21 protein-coding genes, 1 tRNA gene and 1 pseudogene are annotated in these 20,548 nt (G+C 64.2%); 13 read left to right on the top strand and 10 right to left on the bottom strand.

The features are described 5' to 3' along the window. The first annotated feature begins 107 nt into the window (after positions 1-107). The 4 genes from VJ673_RS24285 (at position 108) to VJ673_RS24270 (ending at position 3,434) form a co-directional block, all read left to right on the top strand. Positions 108-2,330: a CheR family methyltransferase gene (locus VJ673_RS24285; protein WP_324128763.1), complete on the top strand. Its 2,223-nt coding sequence runs from the start codon at positions 108-110 to the stop codon at positions 2,328-2,330. Positions 2,331-2,405: 75 nt separating this feature from the next. Further along, complete coding sequence (locus tag VJ673_RS24280; RefSeq protein ID WP_324128762.1) at positions 2,406-2,543, top strand: hypothetical protein; 138 nt, start codon at positions 2,406-2,408, stop codon at positions 2,541-2,543. 80 nt (positions 2,544-2,623) lie between these two features. Further along, positions 2,624-2,995 (top strand): hypothetical protein, encoded by a 372-nt coding sequence (locus tag VJ673_RS24275; RefSeq protein ID WP_324128761.1) that lies wholly within the window; start codon positions 2,624-2,626, stop codon positions 2,993-2,995. Positions 2,996-3,104: 109 nt separating this feature from the next. Continuing rightward, complete coding sequence (locus VJ673_RS24270) at positions 3,105-3,434, top strand: hypothetical protein (protein WP_324128760.1); 330 nt, start codon at positions 3,105-3,107, stop codon at positions 3,432-3,434. Positions 3,435-3,497: 63 nt separating this feature from the next. Here the strand turns inward: VJ673_RS24270 and VJ673_RS24265 are convergent. Together VJ673_RS24265 and VJ673_RS24260 are read right to left on the bottom strand one after the other, a co-directional pair. Further along, positions 3,498-3,574 (bottom strand) — tRNA-Met (locus tag VJ673_RS24265). A gap of 77 nt (positions 3,575-3,651) precedes the next feature. After that, positions 3,652-4,569, bottom strand: coding sequence for a LysR substrate-binding domain-containing protein (locus tag VJ673_RS24260; protein WP_324128759.1), 918 nt, complete (start codon positions 4,567-4,569; stop codon positions 3,652-3,654). A 127-nt stretch (positions 4,570-4,696) separates the two neighbouring features. Between VJ673_RS24260 and VJ673_RS24255 the strand changes: the two genes are divergently transcribed. Beyond that, a complete protein-coding gene (locus tag VJ673_RS24255) occupies positions 4,697-5,941 on the top strand; it encodes an MFS transporter (RefSeq protein WP_324128758.1) in 1,245 nt (414 codons plus the stop codon). On the opposite strand, the gene VJ673_RS24250 is transcribed toward VJ673_RS24255, so the two are convergent. The 4 genes and pseudogenes from VJ673_RS24250 to VJ673_RS24240 form a co-directional block, all read right to left on the bottom strand. Beyond that, positions 5,864-6,724, bottom strand: a complete 861-nt coding sequence (locus VJ673_RS24250) for an HPP family protein (protein WP_324128757.1) — start codon at positions 6,722-6,724, stop codon at positions 5,864-5,866. The two genes, VJ673_RS24255 and VJ673_RS24250, sit on opposite strands and share 78 nt — an antisense overlap. Then, a complete protein-coding gene (locus VJ673_RS24685) occupies positions 6,724-7,086 on the bottom strand; it encodes a CZB domain-containing protein (RefSeq protein WP_414635691.1) in 363 nt (120 codons plus the stop codon). Before VJ673_RS24685 ends, VJ673_RS24250 begins: the two co-directional genes overlap by 1 nt. Before the next feature lie 57 nt (positions 7,087-7,143). Beyond that, positions 7,144-7,491, bottom strand: a pseudogene (locus VJ673_RS24680) (methyl-accepting chemotaxis protein); the annotation flags it as partial. 447 nt (positions 7,492-7,938) lie between these two features. After that, the gene (locus tag VJ673_RS24240) at positions 7,939-8,394 is read right to left on the bottom strand and encodes an Rrf2 family transcriptional regulator (protein WP_324128755.1); all 456 of its coding nucleotides are present in this window, start codon (positions 8,392-8,394) and stop codon (positions 7,939-7,941) included. Positions 8,395-8,586: 192 nt separating this feature from the next. Between VJ673_RS24240 and VJ673_RS24235 the strand changes: the two genes are divergently transcribed. Together VJ673_RS24235 and VJ673_RS24230 are read left to right on the top strand one after the other, a co-directional pair. Next, positions 8,587-8,772, top strand: a complete 186-nt coding sequence (locus tag VJ673_RS24235; RefSeq protein WP_324128754.1) for a hypothetical protein — start codon at positions 8,587-8,589, stop codon at positions 8,770-8,772. Positions 8,773-8,778: 6 nt separating this feature from the next. Further along, complete coding sequence (locus VJ673_RS24230) at positions 8,779-9,978, top strand: NnrS family protein (protein WP_324128753.1); 1,200 nt, start codon at positions 8,779-8,781, stop codon at positions 9,976-9,978. A 33-nt stretch (positions 9,979-10,011) separates the two neighbouring features. Here VJ673_RS24230 and lptG read toward each other — a convergent pair whose 3' ends face one another. Both lptG and lptF read right to left on the bottom strand, forming a co-directional pair. Next, positions 10,012-11,091 carry an LPS export ABC transporter permease LptG gene (gene lptG, locus VJ673_RS24225; RefSeq protein WP_324128752.1) on the bottom strand — a complete coding sequence of 360 codons (1,080 nt, stop codon included), beginning with the start codon at positions 11,089-11,091 and terminating at the stop codon, positions 10,012-10,014. Next, complete coding sequence (lptF, locus tag VJ673_RS24220; protein WP_324128751.1) at positions 11,088-12,167, bottom strand: LPS export ABC transporter permease LptF; 1,080 nt, start codon at positions 12,165-12,167, stop codon at positions 11,088-11,090. Before lptF ends, lptG begins: the two co-directional genes overlap by 4 nt. 109 nt (positions 12,168-12,276) lie before the next feature. On the opposite strand from lptF, the gene VJ673_RS24215 reads away from it, so the two are divergent. The 4 genes from VJ673_RS24215 to VJ673_RS24200 all read left to right on the top strand — a co-directional run bounded on the left by VJ673_RS24215 (position 12,277) and on the right by VJ673_RS24200 (position 17,790). Next, positions 12,277-13,776 (top strand): leucyl aminopeptidase, encoded by a 1,500-nt coding sequence (locus VJ673_RS24215; RefSeq protein WP_324128750.1) that lies wholly within the window; start codon positions 12,277-12,279, stop codon positions 13,774-13,776. Between the two features lie 17 nt (positions 13,777-13,793). After that, complete coding sequence (locus tag VJ673_RS24210; RefSeq protein WP_324128749.1) at positions 13,794-14,231, top strand: DNA polymerase III subunit chi; 438 nt, start codon at positions 13,794-13,796, stop codon at positions 14,229-14,231. Next, positions 14,228-14,845 carry a hypothetical protein gene (locus VJ673_RS24205; RefSeq protein WP_324128748.1) on the top strand — a complete coding sequence of 206 codons (618 nt, stop codon included), beginning with the start codon at positions 14,228-14,230 and terminating at the stop codon, positions 14,843-14,845. The genes VJ673_RS24210 and VJ673_RS24205 overlap by 4 nt, the downstream gene beginning before the upstream one ends. A gap of 98 nt (positions 14,846-14,943) precedes the next feature. Then, entirely contained in the window at positions 14,944-17,790 is a 2,847-nt protein-coding gene (locus VJ673_RS24200; RefSeq protein ID WP_324128747.1) for a valine--tRNA ligase, read from the top strand. 76 nt (positions 17,791-17,866) lie between these two features. Here VJ673_RS24200 and VJ673_RS24195 read toward each other — a convergent pair whose 3' ends face one another. Continuing rightward, positions 17,867-18,097: a sulfurtransferase TusA family protein gene (locus tag VJ673_RS24195; RefSeq protein WP_324128746.1), complete on the bottom strand. Its 231-nt coding sequence runs from the start codon at positions 18,095-18,097 to the stop codon at positions 17,867-17,869. Positions 18,098-18,151: 54 nt separating this feature from the next. After that, entirely contained in the window at positions 18,152-19,594 is a 1,443-nt protein-coding gene (locus VJ673_RS24190) for a M48 family metalloprotease (protein WP_324128745.1), read from the bottom strand. A gap of 81 nt (positions 19,595-19,675) precedes the next feature. Between VJ673_RS24190 and moaC the strand changes: the two genes are divergently transcribed. Then, a complete protein-coding gene (gene moaC / locus VJ673_RS24185) occupies positions 19,676-20,176 on the top strand; it encodes a cyclic pyranopterin monophosphate synthase MoaC (protein WP_324128744.1) in 501 nt (166 codons plus the stop codon). Between the two features lie 111 nt (positions 20,177-20,287). Beyond that, positions 20,288-20,548: transposase (locus tag VJ673_RS24180; protein ID WP_324128817.1), on the top strand; the 261-nt coding region annotated here is incomplete at its 3' end.

Genomic DNA, 20,548 nt, shown 5'->3' with positions numbered 1-20,548 from the left:
GTTCGCCCTGGAAATCTTTGCTCACAGCGCCCATCTCTTGAAATGGTAGGGTAGGGGAACACCGAAATAACGCGCGCCTCTGCCGAGTACAATTGGCGGCGAGCGCCGTGCTTATCCCGAAGACAGGGCTACGGACCAATAAACGTCATATGCGCGTGCATTCTGCACGCCTCGGGCACGTAGGCCGGTGTACGCTAGTGGCATTTTTCGAGAGCCTGGAGCAAATGCATATTTCATGCATCTTTGCTGCGCAACGGCTCGGGTCTTGGCCCTGCGATCACGAGGCACCTAAACTGAATAAGCGAGACGACCCTCACGATGGCAGCGCCGCCCCGGCGGCGGAACTGACCCCAACGCCACTGCCCTGCCAAGGATTCTTCCGTGATTCATTGGTCTGGACGACGCTCAAAGCTGCCGTGCTCCCCAGCTTGCGCGAAGCGCGCGCCACCAACCGTCCTCTGCGCGCGTGGATCCTCGGATGTGGCCATGGCGAAGAGGTCTATTCTCTCCTGATGACACTGTGCGAAGCGCTCGACGAGGTCAATCTGAGCGAACTCGTCACCTTGCGCGTCTTCGCCACCGACTCCGATCACGGGGCGATCGTCACCGCCCGACGCGGCTGGTACCCCGCAGGGATTGCTACCGAGGTGTCACCGGAACGGCTGGCCCGCTTCTTCGTCAGCGAAACCGGGGGATACCGGATCAAGGGCGAAATTCGCGACATGGTGACCTTCGCCGCCCATGACCTGCGGCTTGCCCCACCACTGACCAGGCTCGATCTGGTCTTTTGCCGCCACGGGCAGGGAACCGCGCAATCGGTCCCGCCCGAAGTGCTCGTCCCACTCTTCCATTGCTGCCTGATCGGCGGCGGCCTGCTCGTTCTCGACTCGCCACGGGCGGCCGACGGCAACGAAGACCTGTTTTCGGCGGTCAACGAGCTGGCGCCGATCTACCAGCGGTTGCCAGGCCCGCCACGGATGACCGTTCGGGAATTCACGGCACGATCGGCGCCGTTCGCGAATCTCCCGCAGTTGCCCGAGGAACGTCCCTCGCTGAGGACGCTTGTCGACACGGCACTTCTAAAACATTTTTCGCCACCGGCAGTGCTTGTCAACGAGGCGGGGGACATCCTCTGCTTCAGCGGCCGTACCGGCGATTTTCTCGACACACCGCCGAAGTCGAGTGGCTGGAACATCCATGGGGCGATCGGCTCGATCCAGTTGCGCGGGATACTACCGGATGCCATCGTGAAGGCGATACGCGAGCGTGCCTCGGTTGTTTTGCCGGCGGTGGAAATCGCGACATCCGGCGCCCCCCGGCGCGTCCAGATCACCGTTCGGCCCATCAAGGCCCAGGGGCAACGCACCGCATTGATCGTCTTCAACGAGGAACACGACGGATTCGATGCCGCCCCCGTCACATCGCCAAGTCCTTCCCGCGACGCGATGCTGCAGCGCCAGCTCTACGACTTGAACCTCGAAAACCTCCAGCTCGCGCAGCGGATGAACGAGCTGCGCGAAAAACTCGGCACTGCGAACGAGGAGCTGCAGTCGATCAACGAAGAGCTGATGGCGACCAACGAAGACCTTCGCCTGTCGAATGGCCAAGTCCAGAAAATCAACGACCGGCTCGTGCGCTCGCTCGCACAACGGGAGGAAGCGCGCCGCCGCATCGAAGCGCTGTCGCACCGGCTGGTCAGTATCCAGGAGTTGGAACGGCGTCGCCTCTCCGCCGAACTGCACGACCGGACCAGTCCCAACCTCGCGACCATGGACATCCTGCTGAAGTCACTCTCCCCCGCGCTTCCCAGCGACGTCGGAAAGGAGCTCAGCCACCTGTTCGACGACCTCTCCGCCCTGCTCGAGGACACGACCGCCAGCATCCGCGAGATCTGCACCGAGTTGCGACCGCCGGTGCTCGACTATGCCGGCCTGCTGCCGGCGCTCGAAAGTTACGCACAGGTGTTTTCGGTGCGCACCGGCATCGTGGTCGACGCGCATGCCGGCGACGAGGTCCCGCGACTCAGTCCCGAGCATCAGTCGCTGCTCTTCCGCATTGCGCAGGAGGCGCTGACCAACTGCGCAAAGCATGCCAAAGCCTCACGGATCGGTATCAAGCTCGCCAGACGCGACGGCCATGCCGTGCTGATCATCGCCGACAATGGCGTCGGCTTCACGCCCGATACGCTGACCGATCCGGAGCACCCCCCTGGCCTGGGACTGCTCACGATGCGCGAACGCTCGGAATTCGCCGGAGGTCTGTTCAGCGTGGTGTCTCGTCCGGGCAAGGGAACGAAGATCACCGTCGAAATCGCCGAAGACGCAAGCTGAATCGCGATCCGCTCGCCCGCCCCTCGCCCTACACCTGTCCGGTCACAGGAAGAACGCGCAATACTCGCGCGACGCATGATCGACCGCACGGATCTGCTGAATCTCGATTCGTTGCGGCAACGTTTCCGCGACCGGGAACAGGAATCCGAGCATCATGCCACGGTACTGCGGCAGCTGCTGTCGGGACCGGCGGCGCCCGAACCCGAAGAATAGGAAACCAACGCAACTCGCCGGGCGCGAGGCGCGCAGCACCCTTACAATGTCGGATCGCCACCCTGCGGGCTCCGCGCTCCATGCCTCAGTCGCCCTTTCCCCCAGCCACCACCGAACGCGGGATCCGCGTCGCCTTGATCTTCGCACTCACGGCGGAACGGCTGACGGGCTTCTACGAGCACGGCGGATGGCTCACCGAAGCTCGGGGCGCCACCCTCGCCGCCGACTGGCTGCGGCGTTCGAAGCGTGCCATGGAACTCACTGAACGGCGCAAGCTTTCCGCGCTCAGCGACACGCTTGCCCGCCAGATCCAGTCCTCGGTCTCGCGCGAAGCGGGCCTCTATATCGCGCACGAGATGACCGAAGCACTCGACCCGAACTACGTATCGGAAGTCGCGCAGTCGATGATGACCGAGTGCGAGCGGCTGCTGGACGAGACGCCCGCGGACTGATTCGCCTCCTGCAACGAGGACACGGTCGTCCAGTACGTCAACCTCACGCAGACCTGGTTGGGGCCGATCAACGGCGACCTGAACCGCGTCAGCTCGAGCTACGACAGGAATGCGATACCCGCCTCGTTCGGCTCGTTCACAGCTCCCATGTCGGTCCCTTCCCGCCACTGCGGATCATCGCCATCGACAGCGACGCCACCTCCCCGGACCTCAACTCGCGCTCGCGCACGGCGGCAGCGTCGCCACGCGCGAGAAGAATGGCCAGCAGATCCCGGAACACGGAGCCTACCGCCTGACCCTCGCGGTCGAGGGGGCTCCCCGCGAACTTGCCCGGCAGAGCTGGCGCGGACGCGTCGTCATCGCCGGCGCGTCGGAACCGCCGGCCCTCGCCTTCGTCCGCTCGGCGCTCGCCGTGCTGTGGCGAGAGGCCGGCTTCTAGCGAACGACCGGCACCAAAACAAAAAAGCCAACCACGAAAACGTGATTGGCTTTCTTGCGACATTGGTTGCGGGGGCAGGATTTGAACCTGCGACCTTCGGGTTATGAGCCCGACGAGCTGCCAGACTGCTCCACCCCGCGTCGGAGAAACAACACTTTAGACGATCCACACATCAGAGTCAACAAAATCGCGTGGCTCGTCGCAAAATCCTGCAGCTTCAAGCCTCACCGCCATCGGTGCTGTGACCGGCAATGACCTGTCCCACGAGATCCAGAAACTGCGTCAGGAGCACTCCGCCCCCTTCCGCCGGATGGGCCAGCGCCAGCGCGAGAACCGCGCCCTCGTCGCTGACGGGCAAATAACGCACCCGAGGCAGCTGCACACATTCGAGCGGCGCCGGAAGCAAGGCCACTCCCAAACCTGCCGCAACCAGTGCAATCTGGGTCGTAGCCTCCCGCGCAAACTGCACGATGCGTGGCTCGAAACCTGCCGCGCGACACAGGCTGCGAAACATCGCCGGCAGACCGATATTGATTTCCGGCGGATAGGCAATGAAGCCGTCGCTTTCGAACTCGGCGAGTGCGACCTCGGACCGTTCCGCCAGTGGATGCGCCGAATTGACGACGAGCCTCAAGGGATGGCGCCCGATCTCGCGCGTCACGATGCCCGGCGGCACTTCCATCGACCCGTGACGTACGAAGCCGACATCGATTTCGCGCCTGAGCATCGCCGGGAACTGGTCCGACGAAAACATCTCCCGCAGTTGCAGATCGACCTTCGGAAAACGCTGGCGATAAGCGTAAAGGACGTCGGTGAGGATCGAGGTATAAGGCAGCGACGCCGTAAACCCGATGCGCAACAACCCCAACTCGCCGCGCCCCGCCCGCCGCGCCTCCTCCATCGCTTCGTTCGAACGAGCCAGGATGTCTCGCGCGTGATCGAGAAAGCGCCTGCCCGCCTCGCTCAGCTCGACGCGCCGCCGCGAACGATCGAACAAGGACGTCCCGAGCTCCGCCTCCAGATCGCGGATCTGCATCGACAGCGGCGGCTGGCCGATGTGCAGGCGCTCGGCCGCGCGCGTGAAGTTGAGTTCTTCGGCGACGGCGACGAAATAGCGCAAATGCCTGAGTTCCATCGATACCTTTTACAGATCAAATCACGCACTTAAATATATTGGACATATACATCCGTCGCAACCTAGCATTTCAGGACACGAAAAGACCGGTCGATCGAGCCGGCACCCCACGAGAGAGAGTTCTGCGATGCAAACCGCCTGTCCCGCCCAGGACCGCCCGCAATTGATCGAGGCCAACACCCCCGCCTTCGTCCGCACCAGCCTGGCCATGTTCGCCGGTGGATTCGCCACCTTCGCAATGCTGTACGCCACGCAGCCCGTATTGCCGAAACTGGCCGCGGAATTCGCCGTCGCTCCCGCCAAGGTCAGCCTCTCCGTCTCGCTCGGCACCGCCGCCCTAGCGATGATGCTTATCCCCGCCAGCGTCCTGTCGGATCGCATCGGCCGGCGCTGGGTGATGCGCATCTCGCTCGCACTCGCCACGCTCGCGGCCGCGGGCTCGGCGATCGTCACCGATTTCACGCAGATGCTCGTCTTGCGGATGCTGCTCGGCGCGGTCCTCGCAGGGCTGCCCGCCTCCGCCCTCGCATACCTCGGCGAAGAAGTCGCCCCCGGCACGCTGGGGCGCTCAGTCGGACTTTACATCGGCGGCAATGCGCTCGGCGGCATGAGCGGACGCTTCCTCGTCGCGTGGCTGACCGACCTCAGCTCATGGCGCATCGCCTTCGCTGCGACCGGCGTGTTGGGCCTCATCGCAACCGTCGTCTTCTGGCTCTGCCTGCCCGAGTCGCGCCACTTCCGCACCCGCCGCGGCGGGCCCGTTCAGGTCCTGCGCAACATCACACAACTCTTCGCGGATACCGGTCTGCGCAGCCTGTTCGTGATCGGATTCCTGCTGATGGGCACCTTCACCAGCCTTTACAACTATCTCGGCTTCCGCCTTCACCTGCCGCCCTTCTCGCTCGGACAAACCGCGATCGGAGGCGTCTTCCTGCTCTATCTCGTCGGCAGCTTCTCTTCGGCGTGGACAGGCCAGCTCGTCGACCGCCTCGGGCGGCGACAGGTCCTGTGGGTCATGATTCTCGGCTGCGGCATCGGACTCATGGTTACCCTCGCAGACAATCTCGCCGCCGTTATTTCCGGCGTCGCGATCTTCACCTTCGGCTATTTCGGCGCCCACACCACGGCGAGCGGCTGGGTGAGCCGGCGCGCTGGCGACCGCCGCGCCTTGGCCACGGCCGTCTACCTCACCGGCTACTACCTGGGCGGCAGTGTCATCGGCACCTTGTCAGGCTTCGCCTGGCAGCATGACACCTGGCCGGGCGTTGCGACTGCGATCGGGCTGTGCGTGGTCCTAGCCCTGATCGGCGCCTTGCGCCTCCGCCATCTCCTTCCGATCGGCAACGGGGTCCCTGCCACGTCCGCCGCCTGACGGCACGTCCTCGGCCTCGTCGCCCACTACCAGGTCGCTACAGCCGATCTGGCCCAACCAGCGGCGATAGGCACGCAACTCGGCCGCCATGAAGATCTCCTCGAGATCGTCATTGCTGACGTCGATCAGTTCGCCCCGCACCCGCAGCACCTCATTCAGGTCGTCGAGGGTTACGCCCAGTTGCGGACTCGCTATCGGTTCGGCAGGCTGAACGACATGCTTCGGATCGCTCGCGAGCACATGGGGATGCGCACGATGCGGATAACGGCGTCCCATCGCCACGTTGAACAGGATCGCCGCGGTGACGAGCACCAGCGAATCGATCGCGACCGGCCACAGCGCGAAACGGTAGCCGAACTGCATCACTCCCGGACCGCCGAGCACACTCATCAGCGCGACCGCCCCGCCCGGCGGATGCAGGCACTTGAACTGGAACATCACGCCGATCGCGATACCGACGGCCAAAGCCGCTGCCAGCCCGGGATGGGTGACGAGCTTCGCACAGGTTACCCCGACCAGCGCCGCCATGACATTGCCGCCGACAATGGCCCAGGGCTGAGCGAGCGGACTCGACGGCACCGCAAACAGCAGCACTGCCGACGCTCCCATCGGCGCAATGAACCAGGGTGTCGCTTCACCCAGCGCCTGACGGCAGATCCACTCCGCGAGTAACAAGCCCACGATCGCGCCGGCGCAGCTGAAAAAGCGCTCACGCCGGCTGACCGTCTGGGAAACCGGCGCAAACGAACGCAGCCACGACAGCAGGTCGCCCATCGTCTGCATCAGAACCTCGCCGGCGACGTCTGCTCCAGCATGCGCGCCATGCCAGCCATCACGCTGAGGTTGGCCTCTTCCATTGACGAGAGGGCCGCCAGCGCCGGCCCGAACTGCCCGGCGTAATACAAGGCCACGGCCCGCCGCGCGTGCTCGTGCACCGCACGATGGGGCTTCTCCAGTGCAGCATAACCGGGCAGACGTCCATACACCGCCTTGCCGTCGCCGTCGTAATACCACTTGCCGAGGCGGCACTGCGTCTCGTCCGGGAGTTCCTCCGGACGCAGCTTCGAAAGCCCGAGGAAGACTTTGTATACCTCAAGCTTCAGCGTCAGCTCCTCGATGTTGGCGAGTTCGACGTTCGCCAACATTGCCGAAGAGGTGACTGCAGCCTCCATCTGCTGCGACAGCCCGATCAGGTGCCGCATGCTCTCGACAGCGTTCTCGCTCTCCCGCGAGTAGCGCGCCGCGTCCTCGGCGCCAACCTGCATGATCGACCGCGCCGTCTCGGTCTCCGCGCGTATCGTCGCCACGAGCTCGGTAATGTCGGCGGTGGCCTGTCCCGTCCTTTCGGCGAGCTTCCGCACCTCATCGGCCACGACTGCAAAGCCCCGTCCGGCCTCGCCCGCCCGCGCCGCTTCGATGGCCGCATTCAGCGCCAGCAGGTTCGTTTGGTCAGCCACCTCGCGGATCAGTTTCACGATGCCGCCGATCTCCCCGGCCCGCTGGTACAGCCCCTCGATGTTCTGCGACGCGTTGCCGATCGTGCCGTACATCCGCTTCAGATTGTCCGCGATACCCTCGAAGGCCACGCGGCTGCTATCCGAGCGACTTGCAGCCTCGGCAGCCGACACCCGCTCGCTGTTGAGGGTCGTCGCCAAGCCGAGAAAGGATCGGCTCACGCCGTCGAGCGATTGACCGAAGGTGCCGAGGTTACGAAACACCCCCTCGAGCGTCTCGCGCTCGGCGCGCATCCGATCGGCTTCCGCCGCCAACTCGTCACGTTCGGCAACCAGTCCTGCAAGCCTCTCGCGCAGTTCCGCATTCTCCGACCTGAGCACCGCCTGCTGTGCCTCGGCCTCCTGCAAGGCCCGTTTCCGACCGCTCAAAAACATCCGAATTCTCCTGCTGCCAGCGGGGTTATTAGCCGAGTATTTTACTCGACTACTTGAACGCTGACACTTGACCGCACTCAACTTCAAAAATTGCCGGGGTTCGAACGACTAGCGTTCGACGGGCATCTGCGCTTCGCGGGACACGAATTGCAGCAGGCTGCGCTGCGGCGCATCCAGCAGATCGGCCAGCGAGTACCCATCCAGCGTCGCCAGGAATGCCTCCAATGCCTTGCCGAGCACCCCCTTCAACCTGCAATTCGGGGTCAGCAGGCAGTGGCTCTCGCCCCCGAAGCATTCGACCAGTTCCATGCCGCGCTCCATGCAGCGCACCACCTCGCCGATGTTGATCTTGCCCGGAGCCCGCCCAAGCCGTAGCCCCCCTCCCTTGCCCCGCAGTCCCTCGACGAAGCCGTCGCGCACCAATTGGTTCGCGACCTTCATCAGATGGCTGCGCGAGACGTCGAAGCGCTCCGACACCTCGGCGATCGTCACCAGTCGATCGGCGTTCGCCCCCAGGTAGATCAGCATTCGCAGGGCGTAATCGGTGTGCTGGGTGAGATGCATGTGAACTCCTGACCCGCCGCGACTCGCAGCGTCAACGACCGGATTATAGGGAAAAAATCTTAAAGATTCATTTTTGTTGACTCTTTTAAAGCGTCATTTTAAATTCATCTTAACCAAACGACTCGCTCGGGTGCGATCATGTCCGCCAAATCCCTTACTGCAAGACAAACCCTCACCTTGGGAAGAACGGCGATGCTCGTCTCCCTCCTCGTCATGATCGGCGCGATCCTGGTGGCCTATCCCTTCGCCAGCCATTTCGGCCTGCTCATGCAGATCGTCGGCCACATCGCCTTGCCCGTTGCGGCCGCGTTCTTCAAACTGGGCTACGTCGCGCGGCTCGCCGCGCATCACGCTCTCGGCAATCTCAGCGCAGGCTAACGCACAATGGTCGCAATCATCCGCATCGAAGAACCCTTCAAACGCCCGCGCGGGCCCCAGCCTCCGACATGGAAAGCCTTCCTGTCGATGGCCTTCCGCCCCTTCTATCTGCTCGCCGCACTCCAAGGCGCCATCGCCGTCCTCTTCTGGGCCTTCGGCTTCGGAGGCACCGAAGCCCTTCCCGGCTACCTGTGGCACGGACATGAAATGATCTGGGGCTACGCTGGCGCAGTCATCGTCGGTTTCCTCCTCACCGCCGCAGCGACCTGGACGGGCCAGCCGCCGATACGGGGACGAACGTTGGCCCTTCTCGTCGCCCTGTGGCTCGCCGCGCGCATCGTGCTGCTTGCCGTACCGACTTCCAACCTCTGGGGCGGCGCCCTGTCGGTGCTGTTCTTCGTCGGGGCAGCACTCAGCCTGGCGGTCCCTGTGGCGCGCAGCCGCAATCGGCGCAATTACGGCGTGCCTCCGCTCCTACTCGCATTCGCTGCCGGAAACCTCGCCTTTCATCTGGGGGCCGCCGGCCTCATCGACATCGACCCGCGCCACATGCTGCACGTCGGCCTGCTGATCGTCGCGACGGTGATCTTCTTCATGGGCCTGCGTGTGATCGCGTTCTTCACCAGCAAGGCTTTGAACATTCCGCAAGTCACCCACGCTCCCTGGATCGGCTTCGCTGCGACCGGGGCACCGCTCGTGATGGCGCTGACGGTCGCCGCAAACGGGCCTGCCGCCCTGACGTGCGCTGCAGGGCTTGTCGGGGCCGCGATAAACCTGCGCCAACTCATGCGCTGGTGGCATCCGCGAGTGCTCGGCCAACCCCTGTTATGGGTGCTGTTCGCCGGCTACCTATGCACGGCCCTCGGCGTCGGCCTCTACGGCCTTGCGACATTTGCCGCGCCGACGCTCACGAGCGCCGCGCTGCATAGTATCGCCGTCGGAGGAGTCGGTCTGCTGACGCTCGGAATGATGAGTCGCACGGCGCTCGGACACACCGGACGCCCGCTGGAATTGCCGCAACCGATGCCGGCCGCGTTCGGCTGCCTGCTCGCCGCAACGGTATTGCGCCTCGCAGCCGCGCTCGCCGTTCCGTTCGCACACGCCGTATTGATCGCCAGTGCCCTGTGCTTTGCCGCCGGCTTCGGGCTCTTCGCCTATCGGTTCGGCCCCTGGCTCATTCGACCCCGCGCGGACGGCCGCCCCTGACAGCAGGAATGGGGCTCACGAGCCCCAGGCCGATCAGCGACGCTCCACCCAGAACAACATCCCCGCCGCCGCAAACAGGAATAGCGCGCTGGGCGTCAGCGCAGCCATTGGCGGCGACCAGCCGTTGATGACGCCGAGGTTCGAGAACAGCCCGTTGAGCAGGTGAAAGCCGATCCCCAGCATCACGCCGAGGAATACCTTCACGCTGACGCCCCCCATGCGATCGTGCGTCAGCGCGAATGGCAGCGCGAGCGCCATCATCACGAGCGCGGCAAAGGGATAGACCAGCTTCTTCCACAGCGCGATCTCGTAACGCTCGGCGTTCTGCTTGTTCTCGCGCAAGTGATTGATGTAAGCGAAAAGCGTCGTCACCGACATCCGCTCCGGCATCACCATCAGCACGCTCAACACTTCGGGCGTCAGCTCCGACGACCATTGCAGTTCCGGCAGATCCACGACCTCCGTGCGATCGCCGAGGAAACGGGTCTGGCGAACGCTGCCCAGCACCCACGCCTGCTGGTGGTTCTTGTAACGCCCGGTCTGCGCATCGCTGATCGAACGCAGACCGTGCTGTTCGTCGAATTCGTAGATGCGCACGTCCTGCATGCTGCGATCGGGCAGCAAGGTCTGCACGTTGATGAAACGCGGACCGTCCTTGACCCACAGTCCCGAGCGCAAATGGCTCGACACCGTCGAATTCGTCGCGACCAGCCGCCATTGCTGCGCCGCACGCTCGGCCGGAGGCGCGATGTACTCCCCGAACACGAAGATCGCGACGACGAAGATCACGCCGATCCCCATCAGCACGCGCAGCATCCGGACCGTCGACATCCCCGAGACCCGCATCACCGTGATCTCGCTATGCCGGGCAAGCGTGGTCAACGCGTAAAGCGTGCCGATCAGCACCGCGACCGGCAGCAGTTCGTACACCCGGCCCGGAATGATCATCACGACATAGATGACTGCCTGGTAAAGCTCGTAGCCATCCTTGCCGATCGAGTCGAGTTCGTTGAGGAAATCGAAGAACGCGAACAGCCCCAGGAAGGCCAGCAGGACCGTTCCCGACGCACTAAGAATTTCCCGCGTCAGATAGCGGGTCAGCACGGACCTCATGGGCGCGTCCTCCAGAACGGGAAGATCGCCAGCCGACGGTAGAACATCAGCGCGAGGACTCCCAGCACCACGACGTGGGGCAGCCAGACGGCTAGCTCGAAGCGCACGCGCCCCTGCGACACCCAGGCCTGAAACAAACCAATCGCGTTGCTATAAACGAGGTAGGTCAACAGCGCGATGATCACATTGTTCGTCCGCCCCGCCCTCGGATTGACGAAGGACAGCGGGATGGCCATCAGCGCCAGCAGCAGGGCCGCCACCGGCACGCCGATCCGCCCGAGGAACTCACCGAGGTTTCGCGTGTTGGGCGACTGCAGCAGTTCCAGCGTAGTCATCCCCCGCGCCTTCCCCGCCTGACCGGCCACCTTGTGTTCCTCGATCAGCACCGAATACCGGTCGAACTCCATCACGCGGTATTCCGGCGACCCCGGCTCGCCGTCATAGCGGCGCCCGTGCTCCAGCACGACGTAACGGTCGCCGTTCGGCTCCGTGTACAGCGACCCCTCGGCCGAGACGATCACGCCGATGCGCCCCTCCTGCTCCGAGCTGACGAACACGTTGCGCACCTTGCCGTCTTCCCCCGACCCCATTTCGACGAAGAACACGCGCTGCGCGCCGGCCGACTCCCGGAAGACGCCCGGGGCCACGCGTGCAGCATCGTCCCGCGAATCGAGCTTCGCCTGGAACTCGGCGCTCTTCATCTGCGCCCAAGGCGCCAGGAACAGCGTCACCGCGCCGATCGCTAGCACCAGCGGCACCGCAAAGCGCAACACCGGGCGGATGAAAGCCGTGAGCGGCAAACCCGACGCAAACCAAACCACCATTTCCGAATCGCGGTACGAGCGCGACAAGGGCATCAGCACCGCGATGAACAAGGTCAGCGACAGCACGATCGGCAACTGGGTCAATGCGCCGAACCCGATCAGCGCGAGCACGGCATCCGAGGGCACCCGTCCGCCCGCGGCCTGCCCTAGCAGCCGGATCAGGACGGTCGTAATCAGAACGGCGAACAGCGCAACGAATACGCCGGCCGCCGACTGGGCAAATTCACGCTGGAGGGCGCGGCTGAAAATCATCGCGCTAGATGGATTCGATATGCGTTGGGGGAAGCCTTTTTGACGCGTCAGCCGCTGGGAGCCATAATCGGCGGCAATCGGAACGACGAGTCTTGATAAGGAGCTGGACGTGGAATTTACCATAAAGACCGGTGCCCCGGAAAAACTCAAGACGGGCAGCCTGGTCGTGGGCGCCTTCGCCGGCGGAATACTCACCGAGGCCGCCGCCGCCCTCGACAAGGCCTCCAAGGGCAAGCTCGCGGCGATCCTCGCCCGCGGCGACCTCGACGACAAGGCTGGCTCGCAACTCACGCTCCACGACCTCCCAGGCAGCAACGCCGAACGTATCGTCGTCGTCAGCCTCGGGAAGCAGGACGAGTTCGGCGACCGCGCCTGGCGCGACGCAACCAACACCACCGCCAAGGTCCTCGCGGCCTCCCCGTCGCACGATGCAGGCGTATGCCTCGGCGACGTCGCCGTCCCGGGCCGCGACAATGAATGGGCTCTGCAGCAACTCTCCCGCGCGATCGCTGACGGCGCCTATCGCTTCGACGCGACGAAGGGGAAGAGCAAGGACACCAAGCGCCGCGGCGCGCGCAAGATCGTTCTCCTCACGGGCAACATGATCACTGCCGACATGGAAGTGTCCGTCAAGCGCGGCCAAGCCATCGCCGAAGGCATGGCGCTCGCCAAAGACCTCGGCAACCTGCCCGGCAACGTTTGCACGCCGACGCATCTCGCCGAAACGGCGCTGGAGCTCGGCAAACAGTACAAGCTGAAGGTCGAAGTGCTCGAACGCGAGGACATGGAAAAGCTCGGCATGGGCTCGCTGCTTTCCGTCGCCCGCGGCAGCCACGAACCGCCTAAGTTCGTCGTCCTCCACTACAAGGGCGGCAAATCCAAGGACAAGCCGGTCGTCCTCGTCGGCAAGGGCATTACCTTCGATACCGGCGGCATCTCGTTGAAGCCCGGCGCCGAGATGGACGAGATGAAGTTCGACATGTGCGGCGCGGCAAGCGTGCTCGGCACCTTCAAGGCGATTGCGAGGATGGCGCTGCCGATCAACGTCGTCGGCATCGTCCCGACCACCGAGAACATGCCCGGCGGCGCAGCGACCAAACCGGGCGACGTCGTGACCTCGATGAGCGGACAGACGATCGAGATCCTGAATACCGACGCCGAAGGCCGTCTGATCCTCTGCGACGCGCTGACCTATGCCGAGCGCTTCAAGCCGGACTGCGTCATCGACATCGCCACCCTTACGGGCGCCTGCGTTGTGGCCCTCGGCAAGATCCCCAGCGGCCTGCTCGCCAACGACGAGACCCTCGCGAGGGAACTCGTCGACTGCGGCACCGCCTCGGGCGACCGCGCCTGGCAACTCCCGCTGTGGGACGAATATCAGGAACTCCTCAAGAGCAACTTCGCGGACATGGCCAACATCGGCGGTCGCTACGGCGGCACGATCACGGCAGCCTGCTTCCTCGCCCGCTTCACCAAAGCCTATAAGTGGGCGCACCTGGACATCGCCGGCACCGCCTGGGTGTCGGGCGACGCGAAGGGCGCGACGGGCCGGCCCGTGCCCCTGCTCACCGAGTTCCTGATCGCCCGCAGCAAGGGCGGACAGGCCTAGTCGGAACCGACCGTTCCATGCCGCGCGTGCAGTTCTACCACAACGCCGAAAACCCGCTCGCACTCGCATGCGAACTGGCCGAGCGGGCCTTCGCGGGTGGGCGCAAGGTGGCGCTGCGCGTCCCCGACGGCTCGGCAGCGCGGCAACTCGACCAACTTCTGTGGAGCTTCCACCAGCTCGCGTTCATCCCGCACGTAATGGCCGGCACGCCCCTCGCGCCCGAGACTCCCGTGATCATCGGTCGCGCGGATGCCCCGGCGGAGTGGCCACACCACGAGATTCTGTTCAATCTGGCGGATGACGTTCCGCCCGAGATCGAGCAGTTCCGCATGCTGATCGAAATCATCGGCCAGGACGAAGCGCAGAAAGGACCGGCCAGGGCCCGCTGGAAACACTACAAGAACCTCGATCTGCCCCTCCAAGCATTCGACGCCGTGCGCCGGGAGGCAATATGAGCAACTGGTCGCGCCCGCGCGGCGACGAAACCGACGAAGAACTGAAGGCCGCAGACATGCTTCTCGACAAGGCCGATGCCCTCCTGCGGCGGCATCGCGGAATGGAACCGCATCACGACTCGCAACCCGAAGCAGACGTCTTCATCTCGCTCGAAGAGGACGACCTCCCGCTGCTCACCGAAGTCGTCGACCCATCCGAACTGACGGCCGCTCCGCAGCCGAGCGCCCCCATTGCGGTTTTGACGCCCCCCTCCGTTCCCTCTCCACCTTCTGCCGCGCCTCCCGCGCCTGCAGCCACACCATCTGCGCCGGTCGCAGCACCTGCGCCACCTGCCACGCCTGTCCCACCTGCGCCGCTCCCGCCCGCGGCAGCCCTGCATGCACAGCCCGTCTCGGAACTCGCCGAACAGCTCATCAGCCTCGACACCGAGATCGCCCGCGCCGTCGAGTCCTGGTTCGCCATCGAGCTCCCCCAACTGCTACACCGCGAACTCGACAAGCTTTCCGCCCGCCTGCAGGAAGAGGCCCTCGCCCACCTGCGCGCCACGCTTCTCCCGACGCTATCCGAACACATCTCGCGCAGCCTCGAGAAAAACACGGACATTACCGACTGACCCGGCACGGGCCAGCCATCGACGCGCCATCCCGGCCAAGGGATGAGCGCGTCCATCCGCTATAATTCGCCTTTTGCCCTCAAGCCCCTGAGCACACCATGGAACTGGCCAAGAGTTTTGAGCCGGCGGACATTGAAGCCCGCTGGTATCCGGAATGGGAATCGCGCGGTTACTTCGACGCCGGCCTCGACAAGTCGAACCCCGACGCCTTCTGCATCCTGCTGCCGCCGCCGAACGTCACCGGCACGCTGCATATGGGCCACGGATTCAACCAGACCATCATGGACGCGCTCACCCGCTACCACCGCATGCTGGGCGTGAACACCTTGTGGCAACCAGGCACGGACCACGCCGGCATCGCGACACAGATCGTCGTCGAACGCCAGCTCGACGCGAAGGGCATCTCCCGTCACGATCTCGGCCGCGAGAAATTCCTCGAAAAGGTCTGGGAGTGGAAGGAATACTCGGGCGGCACCATCACCCGCCAGATGCGCCGCATGGGCACCTCGCCCGACTGGAAGCGCGAACGCTTCACAATGGACGCAGGCCTCTCCAAGATCGTCACCGAAACCTTCGTCCGCCTCTACAACGAAGGCCTGATCTACCGCGGCAAGCGCCTCGTCAACTGGGACCCGAAGCTCGGCACCGCCGTGTCCGACCTCGAAGTCGTCTCCGAGGAAGAAGACGGCTTCCTGTGGCATATCACCTACCCCTTCAGCGAAGGCCCGATCGGTGATCTCAAGGGCCTCACCGTCGCGACGACGCGCCCGGAGACCATGCTCGGCGACGTCGCCGTGATGGTCCATCCGGAAGACGAACGCTACGCCCACCTGATCGGCAAGACCGTCCGGCTGCCGCTCTGCGATCGCGACATCCCGATCATCGCCGACGAATACGTCGATCGCGAATTCGGCACTGGCTGCGTCAAGGTCACGCCCGCGCATGACTTCAACGACTACGCGGTCGGCCTGCGCCACAAACTGCCGATGATCAGCATCCTGCGCCTCGACGCCCACGTCAGCGACGACGCACCCGAAAAATACCGCGGCCTCGACCGCTTCGTCGCGCGCGAAGTCATCGTGCAGGACCTCGAAGCCCTGGGCCTGCTCGCTGAAATCAAGCCGCACAAGCTGATGGTCCCGCGCGGCGACCGCACCAGCGCCGTCATCGAGCCGATGCTCACCGACCAGTGGTTCGTCGCGATGTCGAAGCCCGGCGCGGACGGCAAAAGCATCACCGAGAAAGCGCTCGACTGCGTCGCCTCGGGCGAGATCCGCTTCTACCCCGAGAATTGGGTCAACACCTACAACCAGTGGCTCAACAACATCCAGGACTGGTGCATCTCGCGCCAGCTGTGGTGGGGCCACCAGATCCCCGCGTGGTACGCCGATGTCGAAGGCGACGCCCGGGTGTGGGTCGCGCAGAACGAAGCCGAGGCGCAGGCGCTCGCCGCCAAGGACGGCTACACCGGGAAGCTGCGCCGTGACGAGGATGTCCTCGACACCTGGTATTCCTCCGCGCTGTGGCCCTTCTCCACGCTCGACTGGACGCCGGAGTGGCCCGCCAAGTCGAACGACGCGCTCGACCTCTACCTGCCGTCGTCGGTCCTCGTCACCGGCTTCGACATCATCTTCTTCTGGGTCGCCCGCATGGTCATGATGACCAAGCACATCACGGGCAAGATCCCCTTCCGCGACGTCTACGTCCACGGCCTCATTCGCGACGCCGAAGGCCAGAAGATGTCGAAATCGAAGGGCAACGTCCTCGACCCGATCGACCTCATCGACGGCATCGCCGTCGATGAACTCGTCAAGAAGCGCACGTTCGGCCTGATGAACCCCAAGCAGGCGCAGAGCATCGAGAAGAAGACGCGCAAGGAATTCCCGGAGGGCATCGCCGCTTTCGGCACCGACGCGCTGCGCTTCACCTTCGCCTCGCTTGCCACGCCGGGCCGCGACATCAAGTTCGACCTCTCGCGCTGCGAAGGCTACCGCAACTTCTGCAACAAGTTGTGGAACGCCACCCGCTTCGTGCTGATGAACTGCGAAGGCCAGGACTGCGGCATCGACGCGTCCGTCGGCACGGCGGCCTGCAATGCCGAAACGCTCGATTTCTCCTTCGTCGATCGCTGGATCGTCTCGCGCGTGCAGCGCGCCGAAGCCGACATCGCCCAGCACTTCAAGGACTACCGCTTCGACCTCGTCGCCAAGGCGCTCTACGAGTTCGTGTGGGACGAATACTGTGACTGGTACCTCGAACTCGCGAAAGTCCAGATCCAGAACGGGACGCCGGCCCAGCAGCGCGCAACCCGCCGCACGCTCCTGCGCGTGCTCGAGACCGTGCTGCGCCTCGCCCACCCGCTGATCCCCTTCATCACCGAAGAGCTGTGGCAGACCGTCGCCCCCCTCGCCGGCCGCAAGGACGCGGAAAGCATCATGCGGGTCCGTTATCCCCAGGCCGACCTCGGTCGACTCGACGAAGCGAGCGAAGCGAAAATCGCCGAGCTCAAGGCGATCATCGGCACCTGCCGCAACCTGCGCAGCGAAATGGGCATCTCCCCGGCCCAGCGCATGCCGCTCGTCGCCGCCGGCAAGGCCGAAACGCTGTCCACCTACGCCCCCTACATCGCGGGCCTAGCACGTCTGTCGGACGTCGAGGTCGTGGCCGACATCGGCAACGACGAGCTCGCGCCGGTTTCAATCGCGGGCGAGTTCAAGCTGATGCTGCGTGTCGAAATCGACGTCGCGGCGGAACGTGAGCGCATCTCGAAGGAAATCGCGCGCCTCGAAGGCGAGATCAGCAAAGCCCAAAACCAACTCGGTAACGCCGGTTTCGTCCAACGCGCCCCGGCCGCCGTGGTGCAGCAGATGCGCGAACGTCTCACGGCCTTCAGCGCGTCCCTGGAGAAACTCCGACCCCAACTGGAAAAGCTCGCGAATCGCTGACCGCTTCGCAGCCCCAAAAAGTAGCAAGGGGCGCTCGCCATACGGCGCGCGCCCCTTTTCATCGCGGCATGTCCAACTACTTGCGCTTCAGGAAAAACTCGAAGGCGTTATCCACCGTCTCGCCCTGACGAAGCAGTTCGTTCCCAGTCTGGCGCGCAAATGCCTGGAAATCCTTCACTGAACCCGGGTCTGTCGCCAGCACCCGCACCACCTGCCCGGTAATCATCTCCGCAAGCATCTTCTTGGCACGCAAGATCGGCAGCGGACAGTTCAATCCGCGCGCATCGACTTCCTTGTCAAATTCCATTGTCACGTATCCGTAATTACACTTGAATCGATTCTACCCTACCGCCGCCAGTCGTCAGCGACCGCTTCGCTGCCGCTCCAGCTTCTCGTCCCTGGCTTTTTCCTTCAACTCGCGCATCCGCGCGTCTATGGCCGACGACTCATAGAAATCCGCATCACCCGCGCGCCGAGCCAGATCCAACTGCTCGATCGCCGCAGGCAAGGTTCCGCGCAACACGTAGACTTCCGCCTGCGCCCGGTGCTGCCCCGCGCGGTGCCCCTGCGCCGCTTCCGCCCGCGCTACATACGCCCACATGCGCGGATCATCGGCCTTGCTCTGCACACCGGCGCGAGCAATCGCCCCCGCCTCGGCTCCTCTTCCGGCCTGCAGCAAAGTCTCAATCAGCGAATAGCGCACCGATCGACTCTCCGGGAATCTATTCTGAGCCGTCTGCAGGATCTTCACCGCGCCCTCGCGATCACTCACCGCGGCACGCTGTTCGGCGGCCAGCGAGTCAACGAACATCGACGGTTTTACCGACACTCTGAGCGGCTCGAGCGTTCGACCCGCATCCTCTGCTCGCCCGGCCGACAGCAAGGCTCTGGCGAGTCCGTAACGCGCCGCCGCGTCGTTGGGCTGCTTCGCCAACAACCCCTCGAACTCGCGAACAGCGTCGGCGGCCGGCTCGCCGGCGACTCGCAGCTTCGCCTTCATGAACGCGAAGTCCTGCGAATCGACCACCTGCCGATAATGCATCTGCCCGACACGGTTCTCCATGTCCGCGATCCGCTCGCCGGTCAGCGGGTGCGTCCGCAAATAGCTGGGCGCATTGTTCTCGTAGAGGCGGCTCGCGCGCTGCAGGCGCTCGAAGAACGCGGGCATTCCACGGACGTCGTAGCCGGCCCCCTCGACAATCTGCAGTCCGATCCGATCGGCCTCGCGCTCGAAGTCGCGCGTATACGCAAGCTGTGACTGTATCGCTCCCGCCTGCCCTGCGACGATCGCCGCCTCGCTGACCTGAGAACTGCTCCGCGCGGCCAACACCGCCACCAGCAGCGAGGCAAGCATCATCATGCTGGTCTGCCCCTGCTTGCCGAACATTTGTGCGATGTGTCGTTGGGCCACGTGAGCAATTTCGTGCCCCAACACCGACGCCAGTTCCGACTCTGACTCTGCGGCCAGCAGCAGCCCCGTATGGACCCCGATAAAACCGCCCGGCAGCGCGAACGCATTGAGCGTCGTGTCACGAATGACGAAGAAATCGAAATCCTGCTGTGACGCAGGACTGTGTGCAACGAGCCGGCGTCCTATGGTCACGACGTAATCCTCGACTTCGGGGTCGTCCAGGTAAGCGGGATCTCGCCATCGCAAATCGCGCACGATCGACTCCCCAAGCTTGCGCTCGGCAAGCGGAGAAAGATCGGAAGCCGATACGTCGCCCAAGTCTGGCAGATCCGCCGCATTCAAGCGCGGAATCAGCGCAAACACCAATAGAAGGGTAAGGAGTCGTCTAAGCATCGGATGCTATGATACCCACGACCAGCCAACCATTCAGCGTGGAATGTATCCGCCTGTAGTTCTCGTCGAGAAAACTGCCAGATGACCAGCCCAACCGCCCCCTCCGCAACCCTCACGCATTTCGATTCCCAGGGCCAGGCGCACATGGTGGACGTCGGCGGCAAAGCGGAAACGCGCCGTGTCGCCGTTGCAACGGGCCGCATCAGCATGAAGCCCGAGACGTTCGCGATGGTGCAGTCGGGCACCGCCAAGAAAGGCGACGTCCTCGGCATCGCCCGCATCGCCGCGATCCAGGCATCGAAACGCACCAGCGAACTCATCCCGCTCTGCCACCCGATCCCCCTGACCCGCGTGGCGGTCGACTTTGCTCTCGATGACGCGTCCCATTGCATCACCTGTACCGTCACTGCCGAGACCGTCGGTCGAACGGGCGTTGAAATGGAAGCCTTGACCGCCTTGAATGTCAGCCTGCTGACGATCTATGACATGTGCAAGGCCGTCGATCGCGGCATGCGGATGGACGGAATTCAACTCGTCGAAAAACTCGGCGGAAAATCCGGTCACTGGACGGCTACTCCGTGAGGACTCGAAATCGAGGCACGCAGCCTCACGGTAAGCGCCCGGCGAACCCACCTTCTCCCGTTGCCTTGGCCCATTGAAGATAGTGTCCACGAACGTTCGATCGTGGACACTATGGAGGTCGTCATCCCGCGCCGAGGCCGGCGTACTCACAGCGAAGCATTCAAGCAGTCGGTGATCTCGGCCTGCCGCGAGCCGGGCGTCTCGGTGGCCGGCGTCGCCTTGGCCAACGGCCTGAACGCAAACCAAGTGCATCGCTGGATGCGCGAGCGGGGTATCCAGCCGCCGAGCCGTCGCACGCCCGACGCCGTTGATATGACGGGGCGGGTCGAGGCGGGTTTCGTGCCGGTGCAGATTTCCGCTGCCGTCGAGCCA

This window comes from Aromatoleum sp. (assembly GCF_035254505.1).
Lineage (GTDB): Bacteria > Pseudomonadota > Gammaproteobacteria > Burkholderiales > Rhodocyclaceae > Aromatoleum.
This window is presented reverse-complemented; position numbering and strand designations above follow the sequence as displayed.